This window comes from Streptomyces malaysiensis subsp. malaysiensis, assembly GCF_040653035.1.
Lineage (GTDB): Bacteria > Actinomycetota > Actinomycetes > Streptomycetales > Streptomycetaceae > Streptomyces > Streptomyces malaysiensis.
This window is the reverse complement of sequence record NZ_JBEZNG010000053.1, coordinates 1-26,018: the sequence shown is the minus strand read 5'-3', so window position 1 is coordinate 26,018 and position 26,018 is coordinate 1. Positions and strand designations below refer to the sequence as shown.

The following is a 26,018-nucleotide window of genomic DNA, read 5'->3' as shown; positions in this document are numbered from 1 at the left end:
GTACTCACCGGTCGCCGCCGCGGCCCGGTCGGGGCGCAGTGTAGCTTTTTTGACGGGCCGCAAGAACGGCTCCGGCGCATCGTTCCCGGGGCCATGAGAAAGCAACCCGAAGAGAGAACGCGGAGCCACATTGAACCCGTCATCGCTTGTCCTGAATGGGTTGACGTCGTACTTCGAAAACGGGCGCGCCGGGGGAGTGCCCCCGGCCGGAAGAAACATCCTCGGGGTCGTCAACTACGCGTCCGTGTGCGAATACCCGACCCTTGACCACGGCTATCCCGAACTCGCAATCAACATGGTCGCCCCGACCGCGGAGCCCTTCGCCGAGGTATGGGTGACGGACGCCGAAGCGGAGCACGGCGAACGCGACGGAATCACCTACGCGCACGACGGCGAGTACTTCTTCTGTGCCGGTCGTGTGCCACCCACCGGGCGGTACACGGAAGCCACCAGAGCGGCGTACGTCACCATGTTCGAGCTGCTGGAGGAATTCGGCTACTCCAGCGTGTTCCGCATGTGGAACTTCATCGGTGACATCAATCGCGACAACGCGGAGGGCATGGAGGTCTACCGCGACTTCTGCCGCGGCCGGGCCGAGGCGTTCGAGCAGTGCCGGCTGGAGTTCGACCAGTTCCCGGCGGCCACCGGGATCGGCTCCCGGGGCGGCGGGATCGCCTTCTACCTGCTGGCCTGCCGGTCCGGCGGGCATGTGCACATCGAGAACCCCCGGCAGGTGCCGGCCTACCACTACCCGAAGCGGTACGGCCCGCGTGCGCCGCGCTTCGCCCGCGCCACCTACCTGCCGTCCAGGGCCGCGGACGGGGGCGGCGGCCAGGTCTTCGTGTCCGGCACCGCCAGCGTGCTCGGCCATGAGACGGCGCACGAGGGCGACCTGGTCAAGCAGTGCCGACTGGCGCTGGAGAACATCGAACTCGTCATCAGCGGCGGGAACCTGGCCGCGCACGGCATATCCGCCGGCCACGGGCTGACGGCGCTGCGCAATATCAAGGTGTACGTCCGCAGGGCCGAGGATGTGCCCGCGGTGCGCGAGATCTGCCGGGAGGCGTTCTCACCGGACGCCGATATCGTGTATCTGACGGTGGACGTCTGCCGTTCCGATCTGCTGGTGGAGATCGAGGGCGTGGTCATGTAGGACGGCCGGGCGCGCCCCGCGCCCTCGGAATGCCGATCGGCGCCCCGGAATATGGCCCGGGGCGCCGTAATGTCGCGTTCGGCAGCGGCGCGGCAGGAGCGGGAATTCAGGCCGCGGCGCGGCAGGGGCGGGAATTCAGGCCGCGGTGGTGTCCAGCGTCACCTTGCGCAGCGTCTCCGCGGTCTGACGGGCCGTTTCCAGCACGCCCGCGTCGGTCTCCGCGAGCAGTCCCTCGACCTCGGTGATGCGCTTGGCGGAACGCTCCGACAACACCACCGAGACGGTGTAGCGGAAACGGCCCTCGGGGTCCTGGTCGAGTTCGTTGATGACCGCGGTGAAACGCGGGTCGTCCATCACCTCGAAGTCGATGCGCCACTGGTCGCGGCGCGGCGTGACGCGTTCCCGCACGATGTCCTTGCCGAAGAAGACCGCCTCCCGCAAGAAACCGTCGGGGTACCGCTCGACGATGCGGCACTCACTGATCTGCGCCACGTAGTCGACCGGGTATTCCGCCTTGCGGAGGAGGGTCTCCCACAGCGCGTCGTAGCTGATGCCGTCCTGGTCGTCCGTCGTGGAATCGTTGATCAGGGCGGAATGAGAAATGATGATGGCCACTTAGTCTCGCTCTCAGCGGGTGCGGCGCCCTACCCGGTGCTGCCGCACGGTCTTCGGCTGACGGCTCGGCAGCCGAGAGCGTAGAGCGGGCCCGGCCGCGCCGGGAATTCGGAGTTTTCCAACGTCTGTCCATCGGACGGTAATTATTTGTCCTACGCCGCCCGGGTGACCGGCGTTTCCGCAGCTCAGCGCCGTATTGTTTGCCTTGACCAAGATGAGCGGATGATGGGAATGTATGCCCCGTGCAACGTGCCCTGATCCGGAGGAACAGATGAAAGCGCCACGACTAAATCCGAAATTATCAGTCAGCGTGATGTTCACCGTCTCCATGTTCGTGCGCATGCTCGACATGACGATCGTGACCGTGGCACTGCCGGCGATCAGCCGGGACTACCACGTGGATACGGTCAGCGCCGGTGTCGTCGTGGTCAGTTACCTGTTGGGCCTGGTCATCGGCATCCCCGCGGCGAACTGGTGCGGCGACCGGTGGGGCACCAAGCAGGTGTTCGTGCTCGGGCTGGTCGTCTTCACGCTCACCTCCGTCGCATGCGGGGTGGCCCAGAACCTGCCACAACTGATGATCTTCCGGCTTTTCCAGGGCCTCAGCGGCGGTCTGTTCGGGCCGGTGGTGATGGCGATGCTGGTGCGCACCTTCCCGCCGGAGGAGCGGATCAAGGCCAGCCGGGTCATGACCATCCCGATCGCCGCCGCCCCGCTGATCGGATCGGTGCTCGGCGGCTTCATCGCCGACTCGCTCTCCTGGCGCTGGATCTTCTACATCAACCTGCCCATCGGTGTCGCCGCGACCCTCTTCGCCCTGTTCTTCCTGGACGACGACGGGGTACGGGCGCGCAACCCGTTCGACGTCCTCGGCTTCGTCTACGCGGCCGGCGGGCTCACCCTGCTGATGTACGGGCTGAACAAGAGCGTGACCGAGGGCTGGACCTCGGCGCTGGTGCTGGGCTGCGTCGTCGGCGGCGTGGCGCTGCTCGGGCTGCTGGTCTTCACCGAACTGCGGGCCGCTCACCCCCTGTTGGACCTGAGGGTCTTCGGCAACCACATCTTCCGGATCAGCTCCGGCATCATCTTGATGATCACCGCGTTCAACGCCGCGTACAACTTCGTGTTCCCGCTGCTGTACCAGGAGGTGTTCGGACGCTCGGCCCTGCGCGTCGGCATCGACATCGGCCCCGCCGCCATCGGGGCCATCGCCGGGGCACAGGTCGCGGTGAAGATGTACCACCGGCTCGGTCCGCGCAGGCACCTGCTGGTGTCGCTGACCGCCTCGTTCGTGGGCCTGGCGCTGATGGCGCTGATCGACGTCGACACCCAGCGGTGGCTGGTGTGGCTGATCATGCTGTACACCGGCGCGGTCAGCGCCATCGCCTACAACGCCGCGCAGACCACGTCGTTCGCCACCCTGACACCGCACCAGGTCGGGGTCGCCTCCTCGCTGTTCAGCACGGCCACCCAGACCGGCGCCGCGCTCGGCGTCAGCCTGCTCAGCACCGTCCTGGCCGGACTGGGCACCACCACCGACGGCGGTGCGCCGGATCTGTCCACGTACCAGATGGGCTTCGTCATCACCAGCGGACTCGCGATCGTGGCGCTGCTGCTGACCCTGCGGGTCCGCGACAGCGAGGCGGCCGGGACGCTGGAGTCGAAGCCGGAGAAGGAGTCGGTCGCCGACGCGAATCCGGCCCCCTAAACCCCCCTAGAAACGACTCCGGCCCCGCCGCGCCGCGGCGTGCTCTCCCACCATGGAGGCCATGGCGAACCAAGTGAGCACGTCCGCGGAGCTGCTGGACTACATCACCTCGGTCTCGCTGCGTGACGACGAGATCCTGCGCGGTCTCCGCGAGGAGACCGCCGGGCTGCCGGGCGGCACAACGCTCCCGGTGGCCGCGGAGGAGGGCCAGCTGCTCGCCCTGCTGGTCTCGCTCACGCGGGCGAGGACCGTCCTGGAGATCGGCACCTACACCGGGTACAGCACGCTGTGCATGGCCCGCGCGCTGCCGCTCGACGGTCGGATCGTGACATGCGACGTCACCGACAAGTGGCCGTCCGTCGGCCGCGAGTACTGGAAGCGCGCGGGCGTCGCCGACCGCATCGAGGTACGCGTCGGCCGGGCCACCGAGACCCTGGACGCACTGCTGGCCGACACCGGCTTCGGGCCGGACTCCTTCGACCTGGTTTTCGTCGATGCCGACAAGGCGAACTACCCGGCCTACTACGAGCAGGCGCTGCGGCTGGTGCGGCCGGGCGGGCTCGTGGTCATCGACAACACGCTCTTCTTCGGCCGGGTCATCGACCCCGCCGCGCAGGACCCCGACACCGTCGCGGTGCGGGAGCTGAACGCCAAGCTGTTCACCGACGACCGCGTCGAGCTGTCGCTGCTGCCGGCCGCCGACGGCATCACGCTGGTCCGCCGCACCACCGCCTGATCCACCGCACCACCCCAAGCCCCTTGCCGGCACGCCCTGCCGCCCGGCCGCACCACGCCGGTGGCCGTGGCGGCCCGGCCCCCGCCGCCCGGCCGGTCCGCCGCCGGGCCGTCGGCCCACGGAAGTGAACGTTCGGGAGGACATGTGACGTCAGCAGCTCATGAGCCGCAGGACCGGGCGCTGGTGGTGCTCGGCGCCGGTGTGATGGGCGTCGGCATCACCACGCTGGCCCTCGCCCACGGGGTGCCGGTCACCCTGGTGGACACCGCGGAGGGCGTGCTGCCCGTGGCCCGCGGCCGGATTCGGGAGGGCCTGCGGATGGCGCAGATGATGGGTGCGCTGCCGAAGGACGTCACCACCGGCGAACTGACCGAGGTCACCGCCCCGGCCGAGGTGGACTGGGCGGCCGGCCCGGCCGCGGTGATCGAGGCCATCACCGAGGACGCCGAGCTGAAGGCCAAGGTGCTGGCCGAGGTGGCCCCGGCGGTCACGCCCGGCACCCCGCTGATCTCCAACACCTCCTCGATCCCGATCGACGAACTGGCGGGCGCGATCGGCCGGCCCGAGGACCTCCTCGGCACCCACTTCATGAACCCGTCGTATCTGATCCCGACCGTCGAGCTGATCCGCGGCCCGCGCACCGGCGAAGCCGCGCTGAGTGCCACCCGGGAGCTGCTGGACCGGCTGCGGCGCAAGGTCATCGTGGTGAACGACGCCCCCGGGTTCGTCACCAGCCGGGTGCTGCACCCGATGATCAACGACGCGGCGCGGGTGGTGGAGGAGGGCACGGCCTCCGTCGAGGACGTCGACGCCCTGATGCGGGGCTGCCTGGGGCACCCCACCGGACCACTGCGCACGGCCGATCTGATCGGCATCGACAACCTCGTCGACTCGCTGTGGGTGCTGTACCGGCGCACCGGTGACGAGGGCTGCCGACCGTGCGAACTGCTGCTGTCCAAGGTCCGCGACGGACACCACGGCCGTAAGAGCGGCCGCGGCTTCTACACCTACGAAAGGGCGATGTGATGGGTACCAGCACGGAGAACGCGTCCGTCGAACAGCAGCTGCTGTCCTTCCTCGAGGAGCGGACCAAGACCCCGTGGACGCCCGACCGCGACCTGTTCGCCGACGGCGGCCTGTCCTCGCTCTTCGCCATGGAGCTGGTCGTCCATCTGGAGTCGACCTACGACATCATGGTGGCCGGCCCGGACCTCCAGCTCATGAACTTCCGCACCGTCAACGCGATGGTCGCGATGGTCGACCGGTTGCGGCAGGCCGCCGGTGAATGACCGCGAGGCCCTGGTCAGCGAGCTGGTGGGAGACCGCGCGGACACCTGGGACCTGACCGGCCTGATCCCCGCCGAGCCGCTGCGGAAGCTGGGCGAGGCCGGACTGCTGTGCGGCGAGCTTCCGGAACAATACGGCGGACTCGGGCTGAGCAGTCTGGACAACGGCCGGTTCACCGCACACGTGGGCAGCCTGTGCAGTTCGCTGCGGTCCGTCATGACCTCGCAGGGCATGGCCGCCTGGACCATCCAGCGGCTGGGCAGCGCCCAGCAGCGCGCCGACCACCTGCCGCGCCTGACCTCCGGCACGCTGGCCGCCGTCGGCTTCAGCGAGCCCGAGGCGGGCAGCGACCTGTCGGCGATCAGCACCGAGATCCGCCCGGAGGGCGACGACGTGGTGGTGGACGGCCGCAAGGTCTGGGTCACCGCGGCGCACTACGCCCACCTGCTGGTCATCTTCGGCCGCTATGGCGACGGCGCCGCTGCGGTGCTGGTGCCCGCCGATGCCCCCGGTGTCACCGTCGAGCGGGTAGCCGACCCGATGGGCTGCCGGGCCGCCGGGCACGCGGGCATCCGGCTCGACTCGGTGCGGCTGCCGCGCGACCACGTCCTGGGCGGTGCCGGTGCGGCACTGACCATGCTGGTCACCGCCGCGCTGTCGTACGGCCGGATGTCGGTGGCCTGGGGCTGCGTCGGCATCCTGCGGGCCTGTCTGGCGGCGGCCTCCCGCCACGCCAAGTCCCGCGAGCAGTTCGGCCGGCCGCTCGCGCAGCACCAGCTGATCGGCGGCCACCTGGCCGATCTGCTGGTGGCCGAGCAGACCGCCACCCGGGTGTGCGAGCACGCCAGCCACCGCTGGGACGAGGGGTCCCCGGACATGGTGACCGCCGCGGTGCTGGCCAAGCACGTCGGTGCCACCCAGGCGGCGGCCGCCGCGGCCACCGCCGTTCAGGTCCTCGCGTCGGCGGGCGCGTCGGACGGACATGTGGTGGCCCGTGCGTATCGGGACGCCAAGTTGATGGAGATCATCGAGGGCAGCAATGAGTTGTGCCGGCTGATGCTGGCCCAGCACGCGCTGTCGGTCTCGGGCTGAGAGGAGAACCCGGTGGACGGGCAGGTCACCATCGTCAAGTGCGTGGTGTGGGACCTCGACAACACGTTGTGGAAGGGGACGCTCCTGGAGGACGGCGAGGTCAGGCTCTTCGACGGACTGCGCGAGGTCATCGAGGAGCTGGACCGCAGGGGCATCCTCCAGTCGATCGCCAGCAAGAACGACCACGACCACGCCTGGGCCAAGCTGGAGGCGCTGGGAGTGGCCGAGTACTTCCTGCTGCCCAGGATCGGCTGGGGGCCGAAGTCCGGCTCCGTCCGGGAGATCGCCGAACGGCTCAACTTCGCGCACACCACCATCGCCTTCATCGACGACCAGCCCGCCGAGCGGGCCGAGGTCACCTACCACCTCCCCGACGTGCGGACCTACGATGCCGGGCAGGCGTCGGCCCTCCCCGACCTGCCGGAGTTCTCCCCGCCCGCCTCCACCGTGGATTCCCGCCGTCGCCGGGAGATGTACCGTGCCGGATTCGAGCGGGACGCGGCGCGCACCGAGTACACCGGGCCGGACGAGGACTTCCTGCGTTCCCTGCAACTCGTCATGACCATCGGCAAGGCCGGTGAGGAGGAGCTGACCCGGGTCGAGGAACTGACCCTGCGCACCAGCCAGATGAACGCCACCGGGGTGCACTACTCGGACGCCGCGCTACGCGCTCTGCTCGCCGACCCGGCCCACGAGGTGCTGGTGGTCACCATGTCCGACCGGTTCGGCACACACGGCGCGGTCGGCATCGTGTTGCTGGAGAAGCTGGCCGAGGTCTGGCATCTGAAGCTGCTGGCCACATCCTGCCGAGTGGTCAGCTGGGGCGCCGGCGCCACCATCCTGAACTGGCTGTGCGACCAGGCGGCCCGTGGCGGCGTGCACGTGGTGGCCGACTTCCGCCGCACCGACCGCAACCGGATGATGGAGATCGCCTACCGGTTCGCCGGCTTCTCCGAGCAGGACTGCGGCTGCCGGTCCGCCATCACCCACGCCCCGGAGATCGAGGGCACCGAACGCCTTCACCTGGAGCCGGCCCGGCAGCCCGCGTCGTCGACGGTGACGGTGATCGCCAAGGACATCGAGGGGCCGGTGGCGAGGGCCTGACACCTGCGCCGATCGACCAGGTGGACTCTATGAGACATATTTGTCTCATACGAGTTATGGTTGTCGCATGGGTCTTGATCGCAACGATGTGCTGCGCGAAGCCGCCGCCCTGCTCACCCGCAGGGCCACCGCCTCGATGGACGACATCGCCAAGGCGGCGGGGATCAGCCGCGCCACGCTCCACCGGCACTTCGCCGGGCGGGACGCGCTCATCCGGGCGCTGGAGGAGCTGGGCATCGAGCGGTTCGAAGCGGCAATGGACTCGGCCCGCATCGAGGAGGGCGACGCGGTCGAGGCACTGCGCCGGCTCGTGGCGGCCCTTCGGCCGGTCTCCGGCTTCCTCGTCTTTCTCTACAGCGAGAGCCAGCTCGTCGAGGGCGAGGAGGTCAACGCGGGCTGGGCGCGGCTCGACGCCCGCCTGGCCGCGCTCTTCCGGCGCGGCCAGGAGCAGGGGAACTTCCGCATCGACCTGACACCCGTATGGCTGGCAGAGGCCGTGTACGGGCTGATGGCGTCGGCCGCGTGGAGCGTCCACGACGGGCGGCTCGCCGCCAAGGACATGGAATACATGGTGCTGGAGCTGCTGCTCGGCGGCGCGCTGCGGAGGAGCGGGGACGCATGAGCGGGAGCCCCGTCGAGGTCGGCGAAGAGCGCACCGAGACGCCCCCGCGGTCCGGCCGCTGGCTGGCGCTCGCCGTGCTCGTCCTCGCCGTCCTCCTGGTCGCCGTCGACTCGACCGTCCTGGGGCTGGCCACCCCGTTCCTGAGCGAGGATCTCGGGCCCTCCAGCACCCAGCTGCTGTGGATCGGCGACATATACTCCTTCGTCATCGCGGGCCTGCTGGTCTCCATGGGCGGCCTCGGCGACCGCATCGGCCGCAAGAAGCTGCTGCTCGGCGGCTCGGTTGCGTTCGGCGCCGTGTCCGCGCTGACGGCGTACGCGCAGAGTGCGGAGATGATGATCGGCGCGCGGGCGCTGCTAGGTATCGCGGGCGCGACCCTGATGCCCTCCACCCTCGCCCTCATCCGCAACCTCTTCCAGGACCCCCGCGAGCGCAGCTTCGCCGTGGGCATCTGGGGTGCGACGGCATCGGCGGGCATGGCCGTCGGCCCGGTCCTCGGCGGCTTCCTGCTCGAACACTTCTGGTGGGGCTCGGTCTTCCTGATCAACCTTCCCGTCATGGTGCTCCTCGTGGTCGTCGGGGCGAAACTGCTCCCCGAGTCGCGGGACCCTGCGCCCGGCCCGTTGGACCTGCCCAGCGTGCTGCTCTCCCTCGTCGGCATGGTCGGCGTCGTCTACGCGGTCAAGGAGACCGCGGCGTACGGAATACGCGGGGACATCGCGGCCACCGGCGCGGTCGGGGCGCTGGCCCTGGGGTGGTTCGTACGGCGGCAGCTGACGCTCCCCGCCCCACTGCTGGACATGCGGCTCTTCCGGCACCGGGGCTTCTCGGGTGCGGTCCTGGCCGACCTGTTCACCGTCCTCGGCCTCTCCGGGCTGGTCTTCTTCCTGTCGCAGTACCTGCAACTCGTACAGGGCCGGGACCCGCTGGAGGCGGGACTCGCCGAACTCCCCACCGCGGCCGGAGCCGTGGTGGCGGGGCTGCTGGCGGGACGCGCCGCCCACCGCTTCTCCGTGCGGGCGGTGGTCTCGGGCGGTTTGGCGGCGATCGGGCTCGCCCTCGCCGCGCTCCTGTGGCTGCGCACCGATACCGGTTACCCGCTCCTCGGAGCCGTGCTGCTGGTGGTCGGTGTCGGCGCGGGCCTCGCGTTCACCGTCACCGCCGACGTGATCCTCTCCACCGTGCCCAAGAACCAGGCGGGAGCGGCGTCCGCGGTATCGGAGACCGCGTACGAACTGGGCGCGGCCCTCGGCATCGCCGTGCTCGGCTCCATCGTGACCGGTGTCTACCGCGGCTTCACCCCGCCGGTGGGGGTGCCGGGCCCGGTGGCCGAGAGGGCGGACGACTCGATCGGCGGCGCCGTCGAGGCGGCCGCCGGGCTGCCGCCCGAGGCGGGCACGGCCTTGCTGGCCACGGCCCGGGACGCGTTCGTCGACGGCCTGCGGATCGCGGCCGGCGTCGGTGCGGGCGTACTCCTGGCGACCGCGGTGGCGGCGTGGTTCCTGCTGCGCCGTCAGCGACTGGCCGACTAGACGAACGGCGTACGAAGCGGCATACGTAGCGGCATTCAGACGAGCTCCTTGGTGCCCATGTCCTCGCGACGCCGGTCTCCATGGCGCCCGCGTCGGAGCCGGAACGCCCACCGGATACCGAAGAGCACCCCGCACAGAACGACGAGGAGGAGAAGGAGGGACACCCAGGGAATGGTCCAGGCGTGTGCCGTGGTCTCGACGGTGGCGAGCGGGGCGATCGAGCCCGACGCGTCGGCGAGCAGCGGGGTGAGGGTGACTCTCCCCGTCGTCCTCAGCGCGGGAGCGACTTCCCGTACGGGGACGGAGACCTTCCAGGTGTCGCCCGGGAGCAACTGGGGTGAGTCGTCGATCTTCCCCGCGTCGGTGTGCGGGCGTCCGAAGGGGCCGGACAAGGAGACCGCTTGACGGGTGGAGAGGATCGCGTTGCCGGTGTTGCGGATCGTGTAGGTGACGGTGGCCTCGCCCTTCCCGAGCGGGTTGGACGTCCCCGCGTAGCGCACCCGCAGGCCCTCCACCGACAGCCTCGGCTTGAGCTCTCCACCCACGCGCAGCCGGATCCGGATGCCGAGACGTCGCTCCGCCTGTCCGGGGCGGGTCAGCGAGGTGACGATGCCGCCCATGTAGTCGCCGGGCTCGGCGTTGTCGGCCACGGTGAGCGTGAACGGCACCTCGGCCGACTGGCCGGGCCGCACCGTCACATCGGGCCGGTCCGGGTGGGCCCACGCCCCCACTCGCGTCGACGTGGCGCCGTTTCGGACCAGGTCCAGCTTGCCCGCCTTCGTGGTGAACCCGTCGGCGGTGTACACGGCCAGGTGGAGCGGTGTGCTGCCGTGGTTGGCGACCACGAGGCCGTCCTCGATACGCGCGCCCGGGTTGAGGGTGTAGCCGTAGTTCCGCCGGTCGGTCCCGAAGTCGTTGGCGGCCGTCCTGACCGTCCAGGAGGCATCGCCGTCCGCGGCCGCCGCGGGTCCGGCCACCGCTCCGAGAACGCCGAGCGCGGCGAGCAGCACCACGAGCGCGGCTCGGGCGAGGGCTCCGACCGCTGGTCCTGCCGCGGTCGTCGGCGGTGTGGGCGAGTGGCGCATCTGATGATCCTCGGGCGGTTCGGGGGCGGTGGGCGGAACGTGCGGTGGGGTGGGCACCTCGCGGTGCCCACCCCGTCGGGTGGAGCGGATCGCACCACCCTCGGATGGCTACTGGAGCCAGTCGGCTCCGGTCCGGGCGGACGCGGCGTCGGCCGACTCGGCGGTCGCCTTGCCGCGGTACGGGTGGACCACCACCTTGTCGACGACGGAGCCGACCGGGGGAGCGGTGTCGGCGCCGTCGGCCGGGCCGCACCACGACACCTTGCCCAGCTCCACGGCGGCGTTGGGAGCGGCGCAGGTGCCGCTGCGGAGGTTCTCGACGACGAGCTTGTTGTCGCGCACCTGGACCTTCACATAGGTGCGGACGTGCTCCTGGTTCTCGACCGAGTTGGCCCAGTGGCTCTTGGGGTTGAGCGGGTCAGGGCCGTAGGCCGGGTCCTGGGCCGGGTCAGGAGCGGTGAGGTCGTAGTACTTCGAGCCCGACGCGGAGTTCGCCGTCACGTAGATGACGCCGCCCGGCCCCTGGACCACCTGGTCGGCACCCGGCTTCTCGGCCGGGTCCGCCTTCTTGCCGTTCTTGATCACGTAGCTGCGGGAGTAGCTGTGGTCGTGGCCCTGGAGGACCAGGTCGACGCCCAGCTTCGAGAACGCGGCCGGGAAGTCCTGACGGCGCTTCTGGTTGTCGGAGTCGTTCGCGTGGTCGGCCGGCGAGTAGATCGAGTGGTGGTACACGAGCACCGTGTACTTGGCGTCGCGGCCGTGCTTCTTGACGACATCGCTGATGTAGCCGAGATGGGCCTCGTCGGCACCGTTGGCGTAGGCGTTGCTGTTGATGTCGATGAACAGCACGTCCTTGTACGTGTACCAGTAGTCGCCGCCCGACTGGGTCGCCGGGTCGCCCTTGTAGTACGCGGCGGAGCGGTCGGTGTTCGGCGTCCAGAAGTGCTGGTCGTACGCCTTGCCGCCGACGTCGTGGTTGCCGATGGTGGCGGCCCACGGGTACTGGCGCAGCTTGTCGGGGCCGAGGAAGGCGTTCCACTGCGACTCGGTGTTGGCGGAATCGACCTGGTCACCGCCCGAGACCAGCAGCTCGGCCTTCGGGTTGGCGGCGAGGGACACGTCCAGGGTGTCCTTCCAGCCGGCCCCGTCCTTCGCCACGTCGCCGGACGAGCCGATCTGCGGGTCGCCGTAGAACAGGAAGTCGAAGTTGCCCTTGAAATCCTGGGTCTTGAAGGAGTACGTCGGGGACCAGCTGCCCTGGGTGCCGACGCGGTAGGAGTACGTGGTGTTCTTGCGCAGGCTGTCGATCGTGGCGTGCGCGTTGTAGCCGCCGCTGACGCTGTTCGCGGCGACGGTGGCGGAGAAGGTGGCGGAGTTCTTGGGGAACTGGCCGCCCCGGACCTGAGAGGTCGGCGCGACCTGGACCACCTGCGGGGTGTCAGCCGAGGTGTACCAGGACACAACGCGCTGCGATTCGCCGGCGCCCACACCGAGGACGATGCCGGTGGCCGTCGTGGCACCGTCGGCGTGCGCGGTGGTCGTCAGACCGCTGCCGAGCACCATCGCGGCGCCCATGGCCACCGCGGTGGCGCCCGTGGCCGCCCGGCGTCGCACGGGTCTGTTTCTCTGTGTCCCCTTGGGGAGCTTCATCGGCTTCCGTTCTTTCGAGTACAGCGGGGGGTGGGAACGGGGTAAAGGTCGCGGGGGTCTCTGTCATCAAGGTGAACGGGGAACGAGCGGACACTTGCACTTGCCGGAAAGTGTCCCGTCGCCACGCTGTCCGAGGGCGGCGAGCGCTCCGCGGGCTCCACCGGTTCCGCGGGTTCCGCGGGTTCCGCGGGTCAGCCGGTTCCACCCGCTCAGAGAACGCGCTGCACGAACCACACCAGCCCCATCAGGGCCACCCCAGCGGCGATCGCCCCGGTCACCCACAGCCCCGCGACCGGCTGACGGCGGCGCAGCAGTGCGAGCACCGGGAAGACGAGGGCGATGATGGCCAACTGGACCGCTTCGATGCCCATGTTGAAGACGAGGAGTGACCACAGGAGCGTCCACGACCATGCCTGGTCGATCCCCAGCGCCGACGCGAAGCCGAGCCCGTGCACCAGGCCGAAGCAGAAGACCACCGCGAGCCGCGTCGAGCCCGCGCGGTCCAGGCCGAGGCGACCGCGATCGCCCGTCTCAAGATCTGTGGCGTGCGACCCACGTCGCCGGATCCGCGACAGATGCCAGCCCGCGACGAGCGCGATCGAGAGCGCGATGACCGGCTCGACGAGCGACGCGGGCGCCCGTACGAGGCCGATGGCGGCCAGGAGGAAGGTCACCGAGTGGGCCAGCGTGAAGGTCGTGGCCGCCAGCACGATCTCACGCGGCCGGCGTGACCCCACGACGAGCGCCAGCAGGAACAGGATGTGGTCGATGCCGGTGAGCAGGTGCTCGGCGCCGAGCCGGAAGAACTGCCAGAACCGCTCGGCCCAGGATTGGTGGGTGGAGAACGACCTGTGCTCGGCGTCGAGGGCGGTGCTTCCGGTCCTCAGGTCGAGGTCGTAGGTGACGATCGTCTTGGTGTCCCGCACATAGCCCTCGGAGTCCGCGAACAGACCGCTGCGCACCTCGTGCGCCTCAGCGGCCCCGGGACACCGGTAGTCGAGGACCAGCAGCGCGTACGGCACACCCTCGCGCCGCTCGATGGTGAAGTCGCCGTCCCGTACCGGGGTGCACCCCCGGCCCTCGGCCGTGACGCGGAAGCGGTCGGCCACGTAGGCGACGACCGAGTCGGCGTGGGCGTCGAGCGCCGCGGCCTGTCGGGCCGTGTCACCGTCTTCGAAGGCCGCGTCGCCCGCCTGGAAGAGCGCGTCGTCCTTCTCGTGGTCCGCGGCGGAGACGACGAGCAGGTCGTACTCGAGCCCGAGTTCGGTGCGGACGTGCCCAGCCTCGCGCGAGGTGAGGTCGGCGTACACGGTCGAGGTGAACCCATGGGCGGGAGCGGGCGCGGCACTGAGCAGGACCGCCACGACTGCGGCGGCGAGCGTGGCATGGACGCGATATCGGGTGGCGGAAAACATGCGACTCCTTTTTCCTTGCCGCACGGAATCTGCTGGGTCCGGGTGAACGAACGGCGGCTCGCGCACGAACCGGCACCGAACCCGCCGCGACCACTACGGCCCCATGCCCGAAAGCCGCTCGTCGTGAGGTAGGAAGTAGACACGTGCCCCGCCGCTCTCCGCCGCTCACCGAAGGACGAACCCTCATGCCCCCTCGGCTCCTGCCCGCCGGGCTGCCGGCCGCGGCAGTCGTGACCGCCCTCCTGGTCAGTGGATGCAGCTCCGCCGACGACTGGTCCCGGCCGCGCCCGAAGCCCACCGCCATCGGCGCCCTCGGTCCGGGGTTCTTCGATCCGACCGCACCGCCCGCCCCGGCGGGGACGATCACACCGCGCCCCGGCTCCTGGGACGGACTGCGCCCGTCGAAGGGCTACCGCGTGGTGCTGCTCACCGCGGGGAAGGACGCCCGGACCAGGACGCTGGCGAGCGCCGTGACCAAGTGGGCCGACGAGGAACACGTCAGTCTCAAGACCATCACGGCCACGAAGCCGACCGACTTCATACCGCGCATCAGCGAGGCCATCGACCTGTCGCCCGACCTCGTCATCAGCGTCGGCAACGACCTCGTCGACCCCCTGGCCCTGGTCACGGCCAGCCACCTCGACCAGCAGTTCCTCGTGGTCGGGGCGGAGTTGGCGGAGCCGACGGAGAACGTCACCGCCGCCGACTGGACCGGCGCGTCGTTCCGCGGCGAGGGCCTCGGCATGTCCTCGTCGTACGATCCGGCCACCTTCACGCCCGAACGCGCCGCCCGTGCCGTCCGCGCCGGTGTCGCGGCGGTGCTGAGCGATCTGACCGGCATTGTCGTATGGCTCGACTGAGGATTTCCGGCCCGTGGGTTTCGTCGCTCTCCGCCGCGGCGCGCCCCGCCACGGTCATGTCCGCGACCGCGAGGCGCTCATCACCCTGCTGATCGCCGACGCCTACGACGGACTCTTCGACGAACTCGCCGGGGCGCCGACGTCCTGGACCTCGTGGTGCCCCAGCTTGCGGTTCATGGCCGCGACACCACGTGTGACGGCCGTACGGGGAAGGAACCGCGCCGCCCACGAACTCACCCGATGGAGCCTCCGGCCCGGATACGAGGCCGTCTTGCCGCGCGCGAAGTCGTCCAGTGTCTTCGCGGCGACCGCCTCGGGCCGGTCGGTCACCCTGGGGTCCATGACGGCGGTGGTGTTGTCGAAGAAACCGGTGTCGGTCGCGCCGGGGTGGGCGCCCATGACACGTACCCCGGTGCCCCGCAGCTCTTCGGCGAGCGCCTCGGTGAAGTAGAGGACGAACGCCTTCGTCGCGGCGTAGCTGGCCTGGTAGGGCATGGGCTGGAAGGCGGCGGTCGAGCCGACGTTGATGATGCCGCCCGAGCCGCGCTCGACCATGTCCGCCCCGATCAGCCGGGTCATCCGCATCAGGCCGGTGACGTTGACCTCGACCGACTCCAGACTCTGCTCGAAGGGGCGGCTGAAAAAGGGCCCGACGGACCCCATGCCCGCGTTGTTGAGCAGGAGATCGACGGTGATCCGCTGCCCCGTCAGCTCATCGAGGACGGTGGCGGGGCCCGATGGATCCGACAGGTCCGCCGCGATGACCCGGGCGTCGACACCGTGTTCCGCGCGGATCTCGGTGGCGATCTGCTCCAGCGCCGTGTGCGAACGGGCGACGAGGACCAGGTGGGAGCCGCGTCGGGCGAGCTCGTGGGCGTAGGCCCGGCCGAGCCCCTTGGAGGCTCCGGTGACCAACGTGGTGGTGCCGCGATAGCTGTGCATGAGGCGGGGAAGCCCTTCGGTTTCGGTGTGCGGAGCACGGGGCGGCGGACATCCGGGAGCCGGGCGAACGGCTGGATGTGTGCGGTGTCAACAATGACCTCATGTGGTGTGCAGTGTCAACATTGGGTGTCGCTTCCGTTCGCCGAAGGGTTGACGTCCGTAGAAAGCGCTTGCTACAACGTTGTCACAACGTGGCAACGGCGCCCGGTGTGGCAGGGCGCGCGGAGCCGGCGCGCGCCCCGGCCCGGATCGCCCACGGCTCGTCGCACGTCGTCGCACGCCCGACCGGCTCCGGAGCAAGGGCACCGCCCGGGCTCTGTCGCCAACCACCCCTGATGGAGCGTGACATGGCCAATGTTCCCAGCCGCCGTGCCCTCGTCGGCGCCACCGCCGGAGTGGTACTCACCGGGGCGCTCGCCGCACCCGCCACCGCGTCCGCCGCGCCGCCCGGCCATGTCACCATCGCCTCGCCGAACGGCCGGCTGCGGATGACCGTGCGGGTGACGGACGGTCGGCTGCGCTACCAGGTCGTACGACATGGAAGGGTCCTGGTGTCCTCCTCCGGGCTGGGGCTCGACCTGGCCGACCGGCCCTCGCTCACCGGCGGACTGGTGCTGGAATCCGTGCGGCGCAGGACCGTGGACGAGAGATGGCGGCCGGTGTGCGGGCCCGACGCGCTGGTCCGCAACCATGCGCGGGAGTGCACACTGCGGACCGTGCAACCGGCGACCGGGCTACGGCTGGACCTGATCGTCCGGGTCTTCGACGACGGCGTCGGCTTCCGCTACCGCCTGCCGGCCCAAGCCGGGCTCGACCGCTACACCGTGACCGCCGAGAGGACCGAGTTCTCCTTGCCACCGACCGCCACGAGTTGGTCGCTGGCGGCGGGCACGGACTGGAACGCCGATGAACGGCACTACCGGCGGGCCCCGCTGGCGGAGGTGAAAACCGCCCAGACCCCGCTGTCGTTGGCCACCGAGGGTGGTGAGTACATCGTGGTGCACGAGGCGGCGCTGATCGACTATCCGAGCATGACCCTCGCCGCCGACGGCAACCGGCCCGGCACCCTCACCAGCGAGCTGATCAGCCTTCCCGACGGCGCGAAGGCCCACCTCAGGGGCGAATTCTCCACGCCATGGCGGACGCTGGTCATCGGCGGCCGACCCGGCGATCTCGCCGAATCGCATCTGATCGAGAACCTCAACGAACCGTGCGCGCTCACGGACACGTCATGGATCTCGCCCGGCACGTACGTCGGCGTCTGGTGGGAACTACAGCGGCGACACACCACCTGGACCGAGGGAGCGCGCCACGGCGCCACGACCGAGCGGGTCAAACGCTATATCGACCTCGCCAGGGAGGCGGGCGCGAGTTCCGTACTCGCCGAGGGCTGGAACACCAACGCCGGCGGCGACTGGACCGGCCAGGACTTCCTCACGCCGCGGGCCGACTTCGACCTGGCCGAGGTGCTGCGCTACGCCCGGGCCAACGGCGTGGGGTTCACCGCGCACAATGAGACCCGTGGCTTCGTCGACTACTACGAGCAACACCTGGAAACGATCTTCGCCCGGTACGCGGAACTGGGAATCCACTCGGTCAAGACCGGCTACGCCACCAAGTTCGTACTGGGCGGGGTGAACCGCAGCCACTTCGACCAGGAAGCGGTGCGTCACTACCAGCGTGTCGTCGAGATCGCGGCCCGCCACCAGATCATGATCATCGCGCACGAGGCGATCAAGCCGACCGGGCTGGCGCGCACCTACCCGAACATGATGACCGGCGAGGGCGTCGCCGGCATGGAGCAGCACAACTACATGGGACGGCTCGGCAACCCGCCGGAGCAGGCCACGATCCTTCCGTTCACCAGGTTCATGGGCGGGCCGGCCGACTACACCCCGGGCGTACTCAACGTGACCTGGGACCCGGCCGGACTCGGCACCCGCGTACAGACGACCTCGGCCGCCCAACTCGCGCTGTACTCGGTGTTCTTCAGCCCGCTTCAGATGCTGGCCGACACCCCGGAGAACTACCACTCCCACCCCGGATTCGCCTATCTCAAGGACATGCCCGCCAGCTGGGACGAGACCCGCTTCCTGGACTGCGTGATCGGCGACTACACGGTGGCCGCCCGCCGCAAGGGCCACACCTGGTATCTCGGCGCCATCACCGACGAGTACGACCGGACGCTGAGACTGCCGCTGCGGTTCCTGGGCCGGGGCCGGTACACGGCCGAGATCTACAGCGACGCCGCGGACACCAGCTGGCACGACAACCCGCTGCCGATCGACGTCCGGACCGAGACGGTGCGGGCGTCCACCGTGCTGAAGCTGACACTCGTCGCCGGTGGAGGCACCGCGATCCGCTTCCGCCGCGTGCGTTCCTGACCGTTGGCCATCCGGTGTGGTCATCCGTCGAGGAAACGCAACAGCTCGGCGGTGACGAACCGAGGGTTCTCCTCGACGAGCCAGTGTCCGGCCTTCGGTACATCCACCGCCCGCACGATGTTGGTCATGCGCGGGGCCACGGTGCCCCGGACCGCGTTGAGCTGCCCCTGGGCGGTCATGAGCAAGGCCGGGACACGTACCGGCGCCGCCGCCACGGTGTCGCGGACGTCTTTGTCGAGGGCGCGGTAGAGCTCGAAGCCGCCCGAGAGGACCTTGGGCCGGCTGTAGGTTCGTGCGTACTCGTCGATCTCGGCGTTGGTGAACGGGGACCGGTTGGAGGTGCCACCGAACGCCGTGCCACCGAACGAGACCTGGGGGTAGAACAGTGCCAGGTACGCGCGGACATCGTCGCCCACGACCGTCTCGGGGACCCGTCGCTGGGAGTGAAACGCGATGTGCCAGCTCAGTGCGCGGTAGGTGGGCGCATCGATCTTCGGCCCGGGCAGCGGCAGGTCGAGGTAGCCGAGGCGTGCCGTGTCATCGGGGAATCGGCTGGCGTACTGGAATGCCACCGCGGCGCCGAGGTCGTGCCCGATGACACGGGCGTCACGCACCCCGAGCCGATCGGCGATCAGCTTGTGCACATACCGTGCCAGCGTGGCCTTGTCGTAGCCGGTCGGTGAGCCGGTGCTGTCGCCCAGTCCGGGAAGGTCGACGGCGTAGACGGTGTGGTGCTCGGCGAGGTCCGGCATGATCGGCCACCAGCCGTACCAGCTCTGTGGCCAGCCGTGTATCAGCACGACCGGCGTGCCGCTGCCGCCGGTCACGTAGTGCATGCGGACGCCGTCCACGTCGGCGAACTTGTGCCGGAAGGTCTTCTTGAACCGGGGATCGTCCCGGGTGGCGGCGGCGTAGGCGGGAACGTCGTCGCCGGCTGTCGGCGTGGATGTGGACGCTGCCTTGGACTTGGGCGTGGACGTGTGCGCGGACGTGGAACAGGCCGCGGTGGCGATCGTGAGCAGGAGCGCGAGCATCACGGTCGCCACCGGGCGCGTGGATCGGCGGAAGCGGCGTGGCGACGGCCGTCGTGCTGTGATCATGTCTTCCCGTTCTGGAGAGGGTGGGTCAGCGGCCGGTCGTGCCGTCGATGAGTTCGCGGAGGATGTCCGCGTGGCCCGCGTGCCGGCCGGTCTCCTCGATCATGTGGATGAGCGCCCAGCGGACGCTGGGAGCGGGGCGGCCCGGCCGCGGCCGGGGGACCGGCGCGCCGAGGTCGGCGCACCCGTCGAGGACACCGTTCGCGCGCTCGACCGCGTCCCGGTAACGGGCGACGACATCGGCCACGCTGTCCGCGGGTGCGGCTCGGAACGTCGCCTGCCAGTCGGTGACGTCGTCCCCGAGGAACATCGAGCGCTCTACGAAGGTCAGGTGGTTGAGCAGGCCGAGCAGGTTCGTACCGGACGCCACCGCGGCCGTCCGCACCCGCGGCTCGGGTGCGCCGTCGACCTTCGCGGCGATCGAGGTCCTGAGGTAGTCGAGGAATCCGCGCAGGGCCTCGATCTCGCTGCTGCCGGTCCGGGGCGGAGGGGTGTCGCCGCGGCGGTCGCGGCGCGTGGTGGTGGGCATGGTGGTCTCCCTTCGTCTGCCGAGGAGGGGCGCCGGCCGCCGGATCAGGCGGTGCGGCGGATGAGGAGGACGTGGTCGGTGACCTCGGCGGTGCGCCCGTCCGGTCCGGTCGCGATGCGGCGAGGGGCGTCGGCCCGCTCGACCGTCCATGTCTCCGGGGCCAGACCGATACCCGCGGCGACCTTCCGCGGGCTCGGGTACCGGGTATCGGGGTCCTGGTTCCACGACCATGGCGCGGTCGAGCCGTGGTCGACGACCAGCAGCCGCCCGCCCGGGCGCAGCGCGTGCGCGGCCGAGCGCAGGACGGTCGCCCGGTCCAGGTCACAGGGGGTGTGCAGATAGTGGGCGCAGACCAGGTCGAATGCGCCGGACGGGAAGGACGTGTGCAAGTCGTGCCGCGCGGTGATGACGCGGTCGTCCAGGCCGTGTGAGCGGGCGAGGGCGGCGAGCCGCTGGACCGCCACGGCCGAGATGTCGACGGCGGTGACCTGCCACCCCTGGCCGGCGAGCCACAGCGCGTCGCCGCCGTCGCCGCATCCGAGGTCCAGCGCGTCACCGGGCGGCAGGCCCGTCACCGTCTCGGTGAGGCGGGCGTTCGGCCGCGGGGCGCCGGCCGCCGGCCGGGCCGCGTAGACGCCGTCCCAGAAGGTGGCCGCATCGGTGGTGCTCATCAGGACTCCTCGGGTCGATGGGGTGCTCAGTCGTCGATGGGGTGCTCAGTCTTGGCGGGCGCACCGCGAACTGGCACGAAATCTTGCGGTAATGGCAAGGTGGGGCTCATGGATCCCACGATGGACGACGACGTGCTGGACGCGGTGGGGCCGCGGCTTCGTGCGCTGCGCCGTGACCGAGGCATCACCCTGGCCGAGCTCGCGGCGACGACCGGCGTCTCGGAGAGCACCCTGTCCCGGCTGGAGAGCGGGCAGCGCCGGCCGAGCCTGGAACTGCTGCTGCCACTCGCCCGTATCTACGACGTTCCGCTGGACGACCTCGTCGGTGCCCCGCGCACCGGCGACCCCCGGATCCATCTCAAGCCGGTCAGACGGTTCGGCATGACCTTCGTGCCCCTGTCCCGGCGACCGGGCGGTGTGCACGCGTTCAAGATGATCATCCCCGCCCGGCCGGAACCGCTCGAACCGACCCCGCAGACCCACGAAGGCTTCGAATGGCTCTATGTGCTCAACGGGCGCCTGCGACTGGTGATCGGCGAGCGCGACCTGACGCTGCCGCCCGGTGAGGCGGCGGAGTTCGACACGTCCTTGCCCCACTGGCTGGGCAGCGCCGACGGCGGCGTGGTGGAGCTGCTCATCCTGTTCGGCCTGCAAGGGGTGCGTGCGCATGTGCGCAACGAGCCGCGCCGGAACACCATGTCCTGATACGCGGGGCCTCACCGTCGAAATGGGCGAGCGCCGGGGTGCGGCGTGACATGCGTGGGAGTCGTGAAGAGTTCGCGTGCGATTCTCGGGATTCGGTGACGGGAACGGAAGACTTGGGGGGTTCACTCGGCGCTTTCGAACAGGTCGGGCGCCGACCCATGCGAGGGGAGACCCGTCAACGATGTTCACTCTGGTACGGAGGAGAGTACGGACGGCCGCGTTAGCGCTCTCCGCGGTCGCGGCCCTCGCCTTCGGCGGGACCGCCGCGACCGGCGCGGCAGCGGCCCCCGCCCCCGCGAAACAGGGGCCGACCTCGGTGGCGTACGTCGAGGTGAACAACAACAGCATGCGCAACGTCGGCAAGTACACCCTCGCCAACGGCGGCGGCAATGTCTTCGACGTCGCCGTGATCTTCGCGGCGAACATCAACTACGACACGGGTACGAAGGCCGCGTATCTGCACTTCAACGAGAATGTGCAGCGCGTCCTCGACAACGCCGCCACGGAGATACGGCCGTTGCAGCAGAAGGGCATCAAGGTCGTCCTCTCGGTGCTCGGCAACCATGAGGGCGCGGGCTTCGCCAACTTCCCTTCCCAGCAGGCGGCTTCGGCGTTCGCGAAGCAACTCTCGGACACCGTGGCCAAGTACGGCCTGGACGGCATCGACTTCGATGACGAGTACGCCGACTACGGCAACAACGGCACGGGCCAGCCCAACGACAGCTCGTTCGTGCACCTGGTGACGGCGCTGCGCGCGAACATGCCGGACAAGATCATCAGCCTCTACAACATCGGCCCGGCCGCGTCGCGCCTCTCCTACGGCGGCGTCGACATCTCGTCCAAGTTCGACTACGCCTGGAACCCGTACTACGGCACCTGGCAGGTGCCCCGCGTGGCACTGCCCAAGTCGAAGCTGTCGCCGGCTGCCGTCGAGATCGGCCGGACCTCGCAGAGCACGGCCGCCGACCTCGCCCGTCGCACCGTCAGCGAGGGGTACGGCGTCTATCTGACGTACAACCTCGACGGCGCCGATCGCAGCGCCGATGTCTCCGCGTTCACCAGGGAGCTGTACGGCAGCGACGCCGTCTACACGCCGTAAGGCGGACCGCACGCCCCGGTGCGCGGACGGCGATCCACGCGGTACGTGTCACCAAGGCCCGGTTGGCCGCCCGGACGCCCGGCGTCCGGGCGGCCGCGATCCGCAAGCTGCTGGGTCAGGTGTGGCTGCTACGCCGGGCGCTGGATCACGTACGGGACGGTGGGTCCATCACGCTCACGACGCCGGGTCAGCGGCCGTGGGCGAAGCGGGCGGTGAGTTCCCGTTTCAGTACCTTGCCGCTCGGCCCGAGGGGGAAGTCCTCGACGAACTCCACCAGGCGCGGGTACTTGTGCGCGGCGACCCGCTGTCTGCTCCAGGACACGATGTCCGTGGCCAGCGCCGCGTCCGGGTCCGTGCCCGGCCGCGTCCGTACCACGGCACACACCTCCTCGCCGTACTTGTCGTCGGGGACACCGATGACGGCGACCTGGGCGATGGCCGGGTGGCGCATCAGCACGTCCTCGACCTCGCGCGGATAGACGTTGTAGCCACCGCGCAGCACCATGTCCTTCTTGCGGTCGACGAGGGTGAGGTAGCCGTCGGCGTCCTTGACTCCCAGATCGCCCGAGCGGAACCAGCCGTCCACCAGTACGGCCGCGGTGGCTTCCGGCTGGTTGAGGTAGCCGGCCATGACGTTGTGGCCGCGTATGACGACCTCCCCGACCTCCCCGGCCGGCAGCAGCTCGATACGGTTCTCGACGTCGGCGGCGGCGATCTCCGCCTCCACGCCCCAGATGGGGCGCCCCACGGTGCCGGGCCTGCGCGGCCACGCCTTCTGGTTGTACGCCACCACCGGCGAGGTCTCCGTGAGGCCGTACCCCTCGTAGATCGGGCAGCCGTAGACCTCCTGGAACTCCTCCAGCACCTTGACCGGCAGCGCCGAACCGCCGGAGAAGGCGCGGTCGAGGGCGGGGCGGCGGGCGTCGTGGGCGGCGGTTTCGAGGAGGGCCAGATACATGGTCGGGACGCCCATGAACACCGTGCAGCCCTCGGTGACCATGAGGTCGAGCGCGCCGGGGCCGTCGAAGCGGCTCATGAGCACCAGGGTGCCGCCGGCCAGGAAGCAGGCGCTCATGCCGCAGGTCTGGCCGAAGGTGTGGAACAGCGGCAGACAGCCGAGCAGCACATCGTCGGGGCCGAGGTCGAATGGCGAGCGCATCGTGGTGCTGACGTTCATCACCAGGTTGAGCTGGGTGATCATCGCACCCTTGGGCCGACCGGTGGTGCCCGAGGTGTACAGCACCAGGGCCAGGTCGTCGGGCGCGCGCGGCACCAGGCGGTCCAGGGGCTCCGCCCGTTCGGCGAGCACGTCGAGGCGGGGCGGGCCGTCGTCGTCCGTGCCGTCCTCCACCATGACGGTGAGCAGTGGAACCCCGGCCGCCTCTGCCGCCTTGGCGCCCTCGGTCAGCATCGGGGCCGCGCACACCAGGGCCTTCGCCTCGGAGTCGCCCAGCACGTGGACGATCTCGTCGGCGCGCAGCAGGCCGTGCACCGGGATCGCCACGGCCCCGAGCGCCAGGACGCCGTAGTACACCATCGGGAAGTGCGGTGTGTTCGGCAGCAGCAGGGCGATCCGGTCGCCGGGGCGCACACCGTGGTCCCGCAGCACCGCCGCGTACCGGCGGGTGGCGTGCCAGAGCTCCGCGTAGGTGATCCGTTCCGAGCCGAAGACGAGCGCGGGGTGGTCGGGGCGCCGCTCGGCGGTCTCGGCCAGTACGGACGCGGCGGTCAGTGTCATGCCGCACCGCCGTGCCGTGCGGCGAGCGCCTGCTTGTCGGGCTTGCCGGCACCGGTGAGGGGCAGCGCGTCATGGAATGTCACCACGGCCGGTACGTGCTTCGGGGACAGCTCGGCGGCGACGTGGCCGATCAGCGTCCCGGCGTCGGCGGTGCTGCCCGGCCGCGCCACCACGGCGGCGTGGATGTGCTCCACGCGGTCGTCGTCGATCACGCAGTACACCGCGGCCTGGGCGATGCCCGGATGGCTCAGCAGCGCGTTCTCCACATCGGTGGGATGGACCTTGATGCCGTTGGCCTTCATCACCTCGCCCATCCGGCCGTGCAGCCGCAGAAAGCCGTTCTCGTCCACGGAACCGAGGTCGCCGGTGTGCACCCAGCCGTCGCGGACGATCGCGGCGGTCAGCTCCGGTTCGCCCCAGTAGCCGAGCATGGTGGACGGGCTCCGCACACACACCTCACCGATCTCGCCGAGCGGGACGTCGCGGCCGTCCTCCAGGTCACGGATGCGTACCTCCGCGGCCAGGCGCCCGGCGGTGCGGCGCAGTTCCGGGTCGAAGTGGTCCTGCGGGCTCAGGATGCTGATGGGGCTGGCCTCCGTGGTCCCGTAGATCCCGACCAGCACCGGGCCGAACACCTCGACCGCCTCGGACAGTCGGCCGGGGGCCGCGGGGGAGCCGACGTAGGTGATGTTCGTGATGCTCGACCGGTCGGTGGTGGCGATGTCGGGGTGGTCGACCAGCATGTACAGCTGTGGCGGGGTGATGGCCAGCGTGGAGACGCGGTGCCGCGCCACGGCCCGCAGCACATCGCCCGCCTCGAACCCGTCGTGCAGGACGACCGTTCCCCCGGAGGCGAGCGCGAGGTCGACGACGGAGCTGCTGGAGTTGCTCACCGGAAGGGTCGACAGGTACACGAGGGGTTCCGGGGACTCGAAACCCATCGTGAGGCCCACGTCGAGGTGGCGTCCGCGGACGCGGTACGACGTCGTGACGGCCTTGGGGCTGCCGCTGGTACCGCTGGTGCAGATCACCACGGCCGGCTTTTCGGGGTCGGTCTCGACGGTGTCGAGGTCGAAGGCGTCCGGGTCGCCCGCTGAGAGGTCCAGGACGTCGGGGCCGAGGGCGCCGAGCGCGGCGAGACGCGGTGGCTCTGGCAGCCGGTCGCGGAGCTCGCGGGCCGCGTCGAGGTTCTCCTTGTCGGCGGCGAGGAAGGTCGCCCCGGTCCTGCTGAGGATCTTCTGCCGGGCGGCGGTGGCCATCTGGTCGGTGGGATCCACCGCGTTGGTGGAGTGCAGGTGGACCAGGGTGGCCCCGGCGAGGTTGGCCGCGTAGCGCAGGATGATGGTCGCCGGGCTGTTGGTGACGGTCAGCACCGCCACCACCGGGTCCTTGTGTTCCGCAATCGGGGATGTGTGTTCCGTGAAGTGCCGGCGCAGGAGTTCGGCCACCGTGAGAACCGCCGTGGAGAACTGGCCGGCGGTGAGCTCCTCGCCTTCCCGCCACAGGGCGATCCGGTCGGGATCGGAGGCCAACGCCTCAAGTACCCGGCGGGCGTAGTTCTCATTCGAAGACACCGGAACTCCACTTCCCCGACCCGTAATCGGCCGGTGCAGAATTACATGATCGTGAGAGCCTGGCAACCGCTTCTGATTGACCGTCAGATGGACTGGGAAAATTACTCAAGTTCGCATTGACGACTTACCGATGACTGGTGGTCCTGGGTAGGATCGGGCGCCGACCGCGACCGAAAATACTTGCAGACACAGCCCCTCTTCTGAATCAAGGACGGCAGAGCCACGTGACTTTCCTTGCGATTTCCGCCAGTTGGGCGTTTGTGCCGGGGGCGAGCAGAAACCGGCCATAGCTTTGCGGTTTCAGCCAGTTACGCGCAGCCGCCCATAGTTGCATATGGCCTCAGGCGGCCTGAAAACGAAGCGAGTAGATGTGACGACCCAGTATCTGGACCTCTTTGCAAACCTCATCGAAGGCTCCGA

Annotated in this window: 23 protein-coding genes; 13 read left to right on the top strand and 10 right to left on the bottom strand. The window is 69.9% G+C overall.

Annotation, left to right across the window (positions count from 1 at the left end):
• The first annotated feature begins 160 nt into the window (after positions 1 to 160).
• Positions 161 to 1,153: an FkbO/Hyg5 family chorismatase gene (locus AB0E24_RS45080; protein WP_174886539.1), complete on the top strand. Its 993-nt coding sequence runs from the start codon at positions 161 to 163 to the stop codon at positions 1,151 to 1,153.
• A gap of 135 nt (positions 1,154 to 1,288) precedes the next feature.
• Here AB0E24_RS45080 and AB0E24_RS45075 read toward each other — a convergent pair whose 3' ends face one another.
• Positions 1,289 to 1,768, bottom strand: coding sequence for an AtaL-like protein (locus tag AB0E24_RS45075; RefSeq protein WP_359385754.1), 480 nt, complete (start codon positions 1,766 to 1,768; stop codon positions 1,289 to 1,291).
• A 313-nt stretch (positions 1,769 to 2,081) separates the two neighbouring features.
• Between AB0E24_RS45075 and AB0E24_RS45070 the strand changes: the two genes are divergently transcribed.
• The 8 genes from AB0E24_RS45070 (at position 2,082) to AB0E24_RS45035 (ending at position 9,849) form a co-directional block, all read left to right on the top strand.
• Positions 2,082 to 3,476, top strand: coding sequence for a DHA2 family efflux MFS transporter permease subunit (locus AB0E24_RS45070; RefSeq protein ID WP_351386288.1), 1,395 nt, complete (start codon positions 2,082 to 2,084; stop codon positions 3,474 to 3,476).
• 61 nt (positions 3,477 to 3,537) lie between these two features.
• Positions 3,538 to 4,212, top strand: a complete 675-nt coding sequence (locus AB0E24_RS45065; protein ID WP_359385752.1) for an O-methyltransferase — start codon at positions 3,538 to 3,540, stop codon at positions 4,210 to 4,212.
• A 144-nt stretch (positions 4,213 to 4,356) separates the two neighbouring features.
• On the top strand, positions 4,357 to 5,238 hold the full coding sequence (locus tag AB0E24_RS45060; protein WP_069875033.1) for a 3-hydroxyacyl-CoA dehydrogenase family protein: 882 nt from the start codon (positions 4,357 to 4,359) through the stop codon (positions 5,236 to 5,238).
• Positions 5,238 to 5,501: an acyl carrier protein gene (locus AB0E24_RS45055; RefSeq protein WP_069875030.1), complete on the top strand. Its 264-nt coding sequence runs from the start codon at positions 5,238 to 5,240 to the stop codon at positions 5,499 to 5,501. The genes AB0E24_RS45060 and AB0E24_RS45055 overlap by 1 nt, the downstream gene beginning before the upstream one ends.
• The gene (locus AB0E24_RS45050) at positions 5,494 to 6,591 is read left to right on the top strand and encodes an acyl-CoA dehydrogenase family protein (protein WP_359385749.1); all 1,098 of its coding nucleotides are present in this window, start codon (positions 5,494 to 5,496) and stop codon (positions 6,589 to 6,591) included. Before AB0E24_RS45055 ends, AB0E24_RS45050 begins: the two co-directional genes overlap by 8 nt.
• 12 nt (positions 6,592 to 6,603) lie before the next feature.
• Positions 6,604 to 7,695 (top strand): HAD-IIIC family phosphatase, encoded by a 1,092-nt coding sequence (locus AB0E24_RS45045; protein ID WP_100807833.1) that lies wholly within the window; start codon positions 6,604 to 6,606, stop codon positions 7,693 to 7,695.
• A 67-nt stretch (positions 7,696 to 7,762) separates the two neighbouring features.
• Entirely contained in the window at positions 7,763 to 8,317 is a 555-nt protein-coding gene (locus tag AB0E24_RS45040) for a TetR/AcrR family transcriptional regulator (protein ID WP_069875023.1), read from the top strand.
• Positions 8,314 to 9,849: an MFS transporter gene (locus tag AB0E24_RS45035; RefSeq protein ID WP_079256904.1), complete on the top strand. Its 1,536-nt coding sequence runs from the start codon at positions 8,314 to 8,316 to the stop codon at positions 9,847 to 9,849. The genes AB0E24_RS45040 and AB0E24_RS45035 overlap by 4 nt, the downstream gene beginning before the upstream one ends.
• A gap of 35 nt (positions 9,850 to 9,884) precedes the next feature.
• On the opposite strand, the gene AB0E24_RS45030 is transcribed toward AB0E24_RS45035, so the two are convergent.
• From AB0E24_RS45030 to AB0E24_RS45020, 3 genes are all read right to left on the bottom strand, one after another.
• Positions 9,885 to 10,934: a DUF916 domain-containing protein gene (locus tag AB0E24_RS45030; protein WP_359385745.1), complete on the bottom strand. Its 1,050-nt coding sequence runs from the start codon at positions 10,932 to 10,934 to the stop codon at positions 9,885 to 9,887.
• A gap of 108 nt (positions 10,935 to 11,042) precedes the next feature.
• Positions 11,043 to 12,584 (bottom strand): purple acid phosphatase family protein, encoded by a 1,542-nt coding sequence (locus AB0E24_RS45025; protein WP_359385743.1) that lies wholly within the window; start codon positions 12,582 to 12,584, stop codon positions 11,043 to 11,045.
• A 209-nt stretch (positions 12,585 to 12,793) separates the two neighbouring features.
• On the bottom strand, positions 12,794 to 13,999 hold the full coding sequence (locus AB0E24_RS45020) for a HupE/UreJ family protein (protein WP_359385741.1): 1,206 nt from the start codon (positions 13,997 to 13,999) through the stop codon (positions 12,794 to 12,796).
• A gap of 185 nt (positions 14,000 to 14,184) precedes the next feature.
• On the opposite strand from AB0E24_RS45020, the gene AB0E24_RS45015 reads away from it, so the two are divergent.
• A complete protein-coding gene (locus AB0E24_RS45015; protein ID WP_359385739.1) occupies positions 14,185 to 14,859 on the top strand; it encodes a type 1 periplasmic-binding domain-containing protein in 675 nt (224 codons plus the stop codon).
• A gap of 102 nt (positions 14,860 to 14,961) precedes the next feature.
• On the opposite strand, the gene AB0E24_RS45010 is transcribed toward AB0E24_RS45015, so the two are convergent.
• A complete protein-coding gene (locus AB0E24_RS45010; RefSeq protein ID WP_359385737.1) occupies positions 14,962 to 15,801 on the bottom strand; it encodes an SDR family NAD(P)-dependent oxidoreductase in 840 nt (279 codons plus the stop codon).
• Between the two features lie 347 nt (positions 15,802 to 16,148).
• On the opposite strand from AB0E24_RS45010, the gene AB0E24_RS45005 reads away from it, so the two are divergent.
• Entirely contained in the window at positions 16,149 to 18,185 is a 2,037-nt protein-coding gene (locus AB0E24_RS45005; RefSeq protein ID WP_359385735.1) for a glycoside hydrolase family 97 protein, read from the top strand.
• 20 nt (positions 18,186 to 18,205) lie between these two features.
• Here AB0E24_RS45005 and AB0E24_RS45000 read toward each other — a convergent pair whose 3' ends face one another.
• The 3 genes from AB0E24_RS45000 to AB0E24_RS44990 form a co-directional block, all read right to left on the bottom strand.
• Positions 18,206 to 19,219, bottom strand: coding sequence for an alpha/beta fold hydrolase (locus AB0E24_RS45000; RefSeq protein ID WP_202819363.1), 1,014 nt, complete (start codon positions 19,217 to 19,219; stop codon positions 18,206 to 18,208).
• 91 nt (positions 19,220 to 19,310) lie between these two features.
• Entirely contained in the window at positions 19,311 to 19,811 is a 501-nt protein-coding gene (locus AB0E24_RS44995; RefSeq protein WP_069875004.1) for a DinB family protein, read from the bottom strand.
• 44 nt (positions 19,812 to 19,855) lie between these two features.
• On the bottom strand, positions 19,856 to 20,482 hold the full coding sequence (locus tag AB0E24_RS44990) for a class I SAM-dependent methyltransferase (RefSeq protein ID WP_359385732.1): 627 nt from the start codon (positions 20,480 to 20,482) through the stop codon (positions 19,856 to 19,858).
• A gap of 108 nt (positions 20,483 to 20,590) precedes the next feature.
• On the opposite strand from AB0E24_RS44990, the gene AB0E24_RS44985 reads away from it, so the two are divergent.
• Both AB0E24_RS44985 and AB0E24_RS44980 read left to right on the top strand, forming a co-directional pair.
• A complete protein-coding gene (locus AB0E24_RS44985) occupies positions 20,591 to 21,187 on the top strand; it encodes a helix-turn-helix domain-containing protein (RefSeq protein ID WP_069874999.1) in 597 nt (198 codons plus the stop codon).
• A 181-nt stretch (positions 21,188 to 21,368) separates the two neighbouring features.
• The gene (locus tag AB0E24_RS44980) at positions 21,369 to 22,286 is read left to right on the top strand and encodes an endo-beta-N-acetylglucosaminidase H (protein WP_359385730.1); all 918 of its coding nucleotides are present in this window, start codon (positions 21,369 to 21,371) and stop codon (positions 22,284 to 22,286) included.
• A 187-nt stretch (positions 22,287 to 22,473) separates the two neighbouring features.
• Here AB0E24_RS44980 and AB0E24_RS44975 read toward each other — a convergent pair whose 3' ends face one another.
• Together AB0E24_RS44975 and AB0E24_RS44970 are read right to left on the bottom strand one after the other, a co-directional pair.
• Complete coding sequence (locus AB0E24_RS44975) at positions 22,474 to 24,024, bottom strand: long-chain-fatty-acid--CoA ligase (RefSeq protein WP_099013038.1); 1,551 nt, start codon at positions 24,022 to 24,024, stop codon at positions 22,474 to 22,476.
• Entirely contained in the window at positions 24,021 to 25,598 is a 1,578-nt protein-coding gene (locus AB0E24_RS44970; protein ID WP_359385727.1) for a class I adenylate-forming enzyme family protein, read from the bottom strand. Before AB0E24_RS44970 ends, AB0E24_RS44975 begins: the two co-directional genes overlap by 4 nt.
• Between the last annotated feature and the right edge of the window lie 420 nt (positions 25,599 to 26,018).

Excerpts from the sequence above, each read along its gene's own strand:
- AB0E24_RS44995 (WP_069875004.1), bottom strand. The coding sequence starts at position 19,811 with ATGCCCACCACCACGCGCCGCGACCGCCGCGGCGACACCCCTCCGCCC.
- AB0E24_RS45040 (WP_069875023.1), top strand. The coding sequence starts at position 7,763 with ATGGGTCTTGATCGCAACGATGTGCTGCGCGAAGCCGCCGCCCTGCTC.
- AB0E24_RS45065 (WP_359385752.1), top strand. The coding sequence starts at position 3,538 with ATGGCGAACCAAGTGAGCACGTCCGCGGAGCTGCTGGACTACATCACC.
- AB0E24_RS45010 (WP_359385737.1), bottom strand. The coding sequence starts at position 15,801 with ATGCACAGCTATCGCGGCACCACCACGTTGGTCACCGGAGCCTCCAAG.
- AB0E24_RS45015 (WP_359385739.1), top strand. The coding sequence starts at position 14,185 with ATGCCCCCTCGGCTCCTGCCCGCCGGGCTGCCGGCCGCGGCAGTCGTG.
- AB0E24_RS45035 (WP_079256904.1), top strand. The coding sequence starts at position 8,314 with ATGAGCGGGAGCCCCGTCGAGGTCGGCGAAGAGCGCACCGAGACGCCC.
- AB0E24_RS45025 (WP_359385743.1), bottom strand. The coding sequence starts at position 12,584 with ATGAAGCTCCCCAAGGGGACACAGAGAAACAGACCCGTGCGACGCCGG.
- AB0E24_RS44975 (WP_099013038.1), bottom strand. The coding sequence starts at position 24,024 with ATGACACTGACCGCCGCGTCCGTACTGGCCGAGACCGCCGAGCGGCGC.
- AB0E24_RS45000 (WP_202819363.1), bottom strand. The coding sequence starts at position 19,219 with ATGCTCGCGCTCCTGCTCACGATCGCCACCGCGGCCTGTTCCACGTCC.
- AB0E24_RS45020 (WP_359385741.1), bottom strand. The coding sequence starts at position 13,999 with ATGTTTTCCGCCACCCGATATCGCGTCCATGCCACGCTCGCCGCCGCA.
- AB0E24_RS44980 (WP_359385730.1), top strand. The coding sequence starts at position 21,369 with ATGTTCACTCTGGTACGGAGGAGAGTACGGACGGCCGCGTTAGCGCTC.
- AB0E24_RS45005 (WP_359385735.1), top strand. The coding sequence starts at position 16,149 with ATGGCCAATGTTCCCAGCCGCCGTGCCCTCGTCGGCGCCACCGCCGGA.
- AB0E24_RS44985 (WP_069874999.1), top strand. The coding sequence starts at position 20,591 with ATGGATCCCACGATGGACGACGACGTGCTGGACGCGGTGGGGCCGCGG.
- AB0E24_RS44990 (WP_359385732.1), bottom strand. The coding sequence starts at position 20,482 with ATGAGCACCACCGATGCGGCCACCTTCTGGGACGGCGTCTACGCGGCC.
- AB0E24_RS45030 (WP_359385745.1), bottom strand. The coding sequence starts at position 10,934 with ATGCGCCACTCGCCCACACCGCCGACGACCGCGGCAGGACCAGCGGTC.
- AB0E24_RS45055 (WP_069875030.1), top strand. The coding sequence starts at position 5,238 with ATGGGTACCAGCACGGAGAACGCGTCCGTCGAACAGCAGCTGCTGTCC.
- AB0E24_RS45070 (WP_351386288.1), top strand. The coding sequence starts at position 2,082 with ATGTTCACCGTCTCCATGTTCGTGCGCATGCTCGACATGACGATCGTG.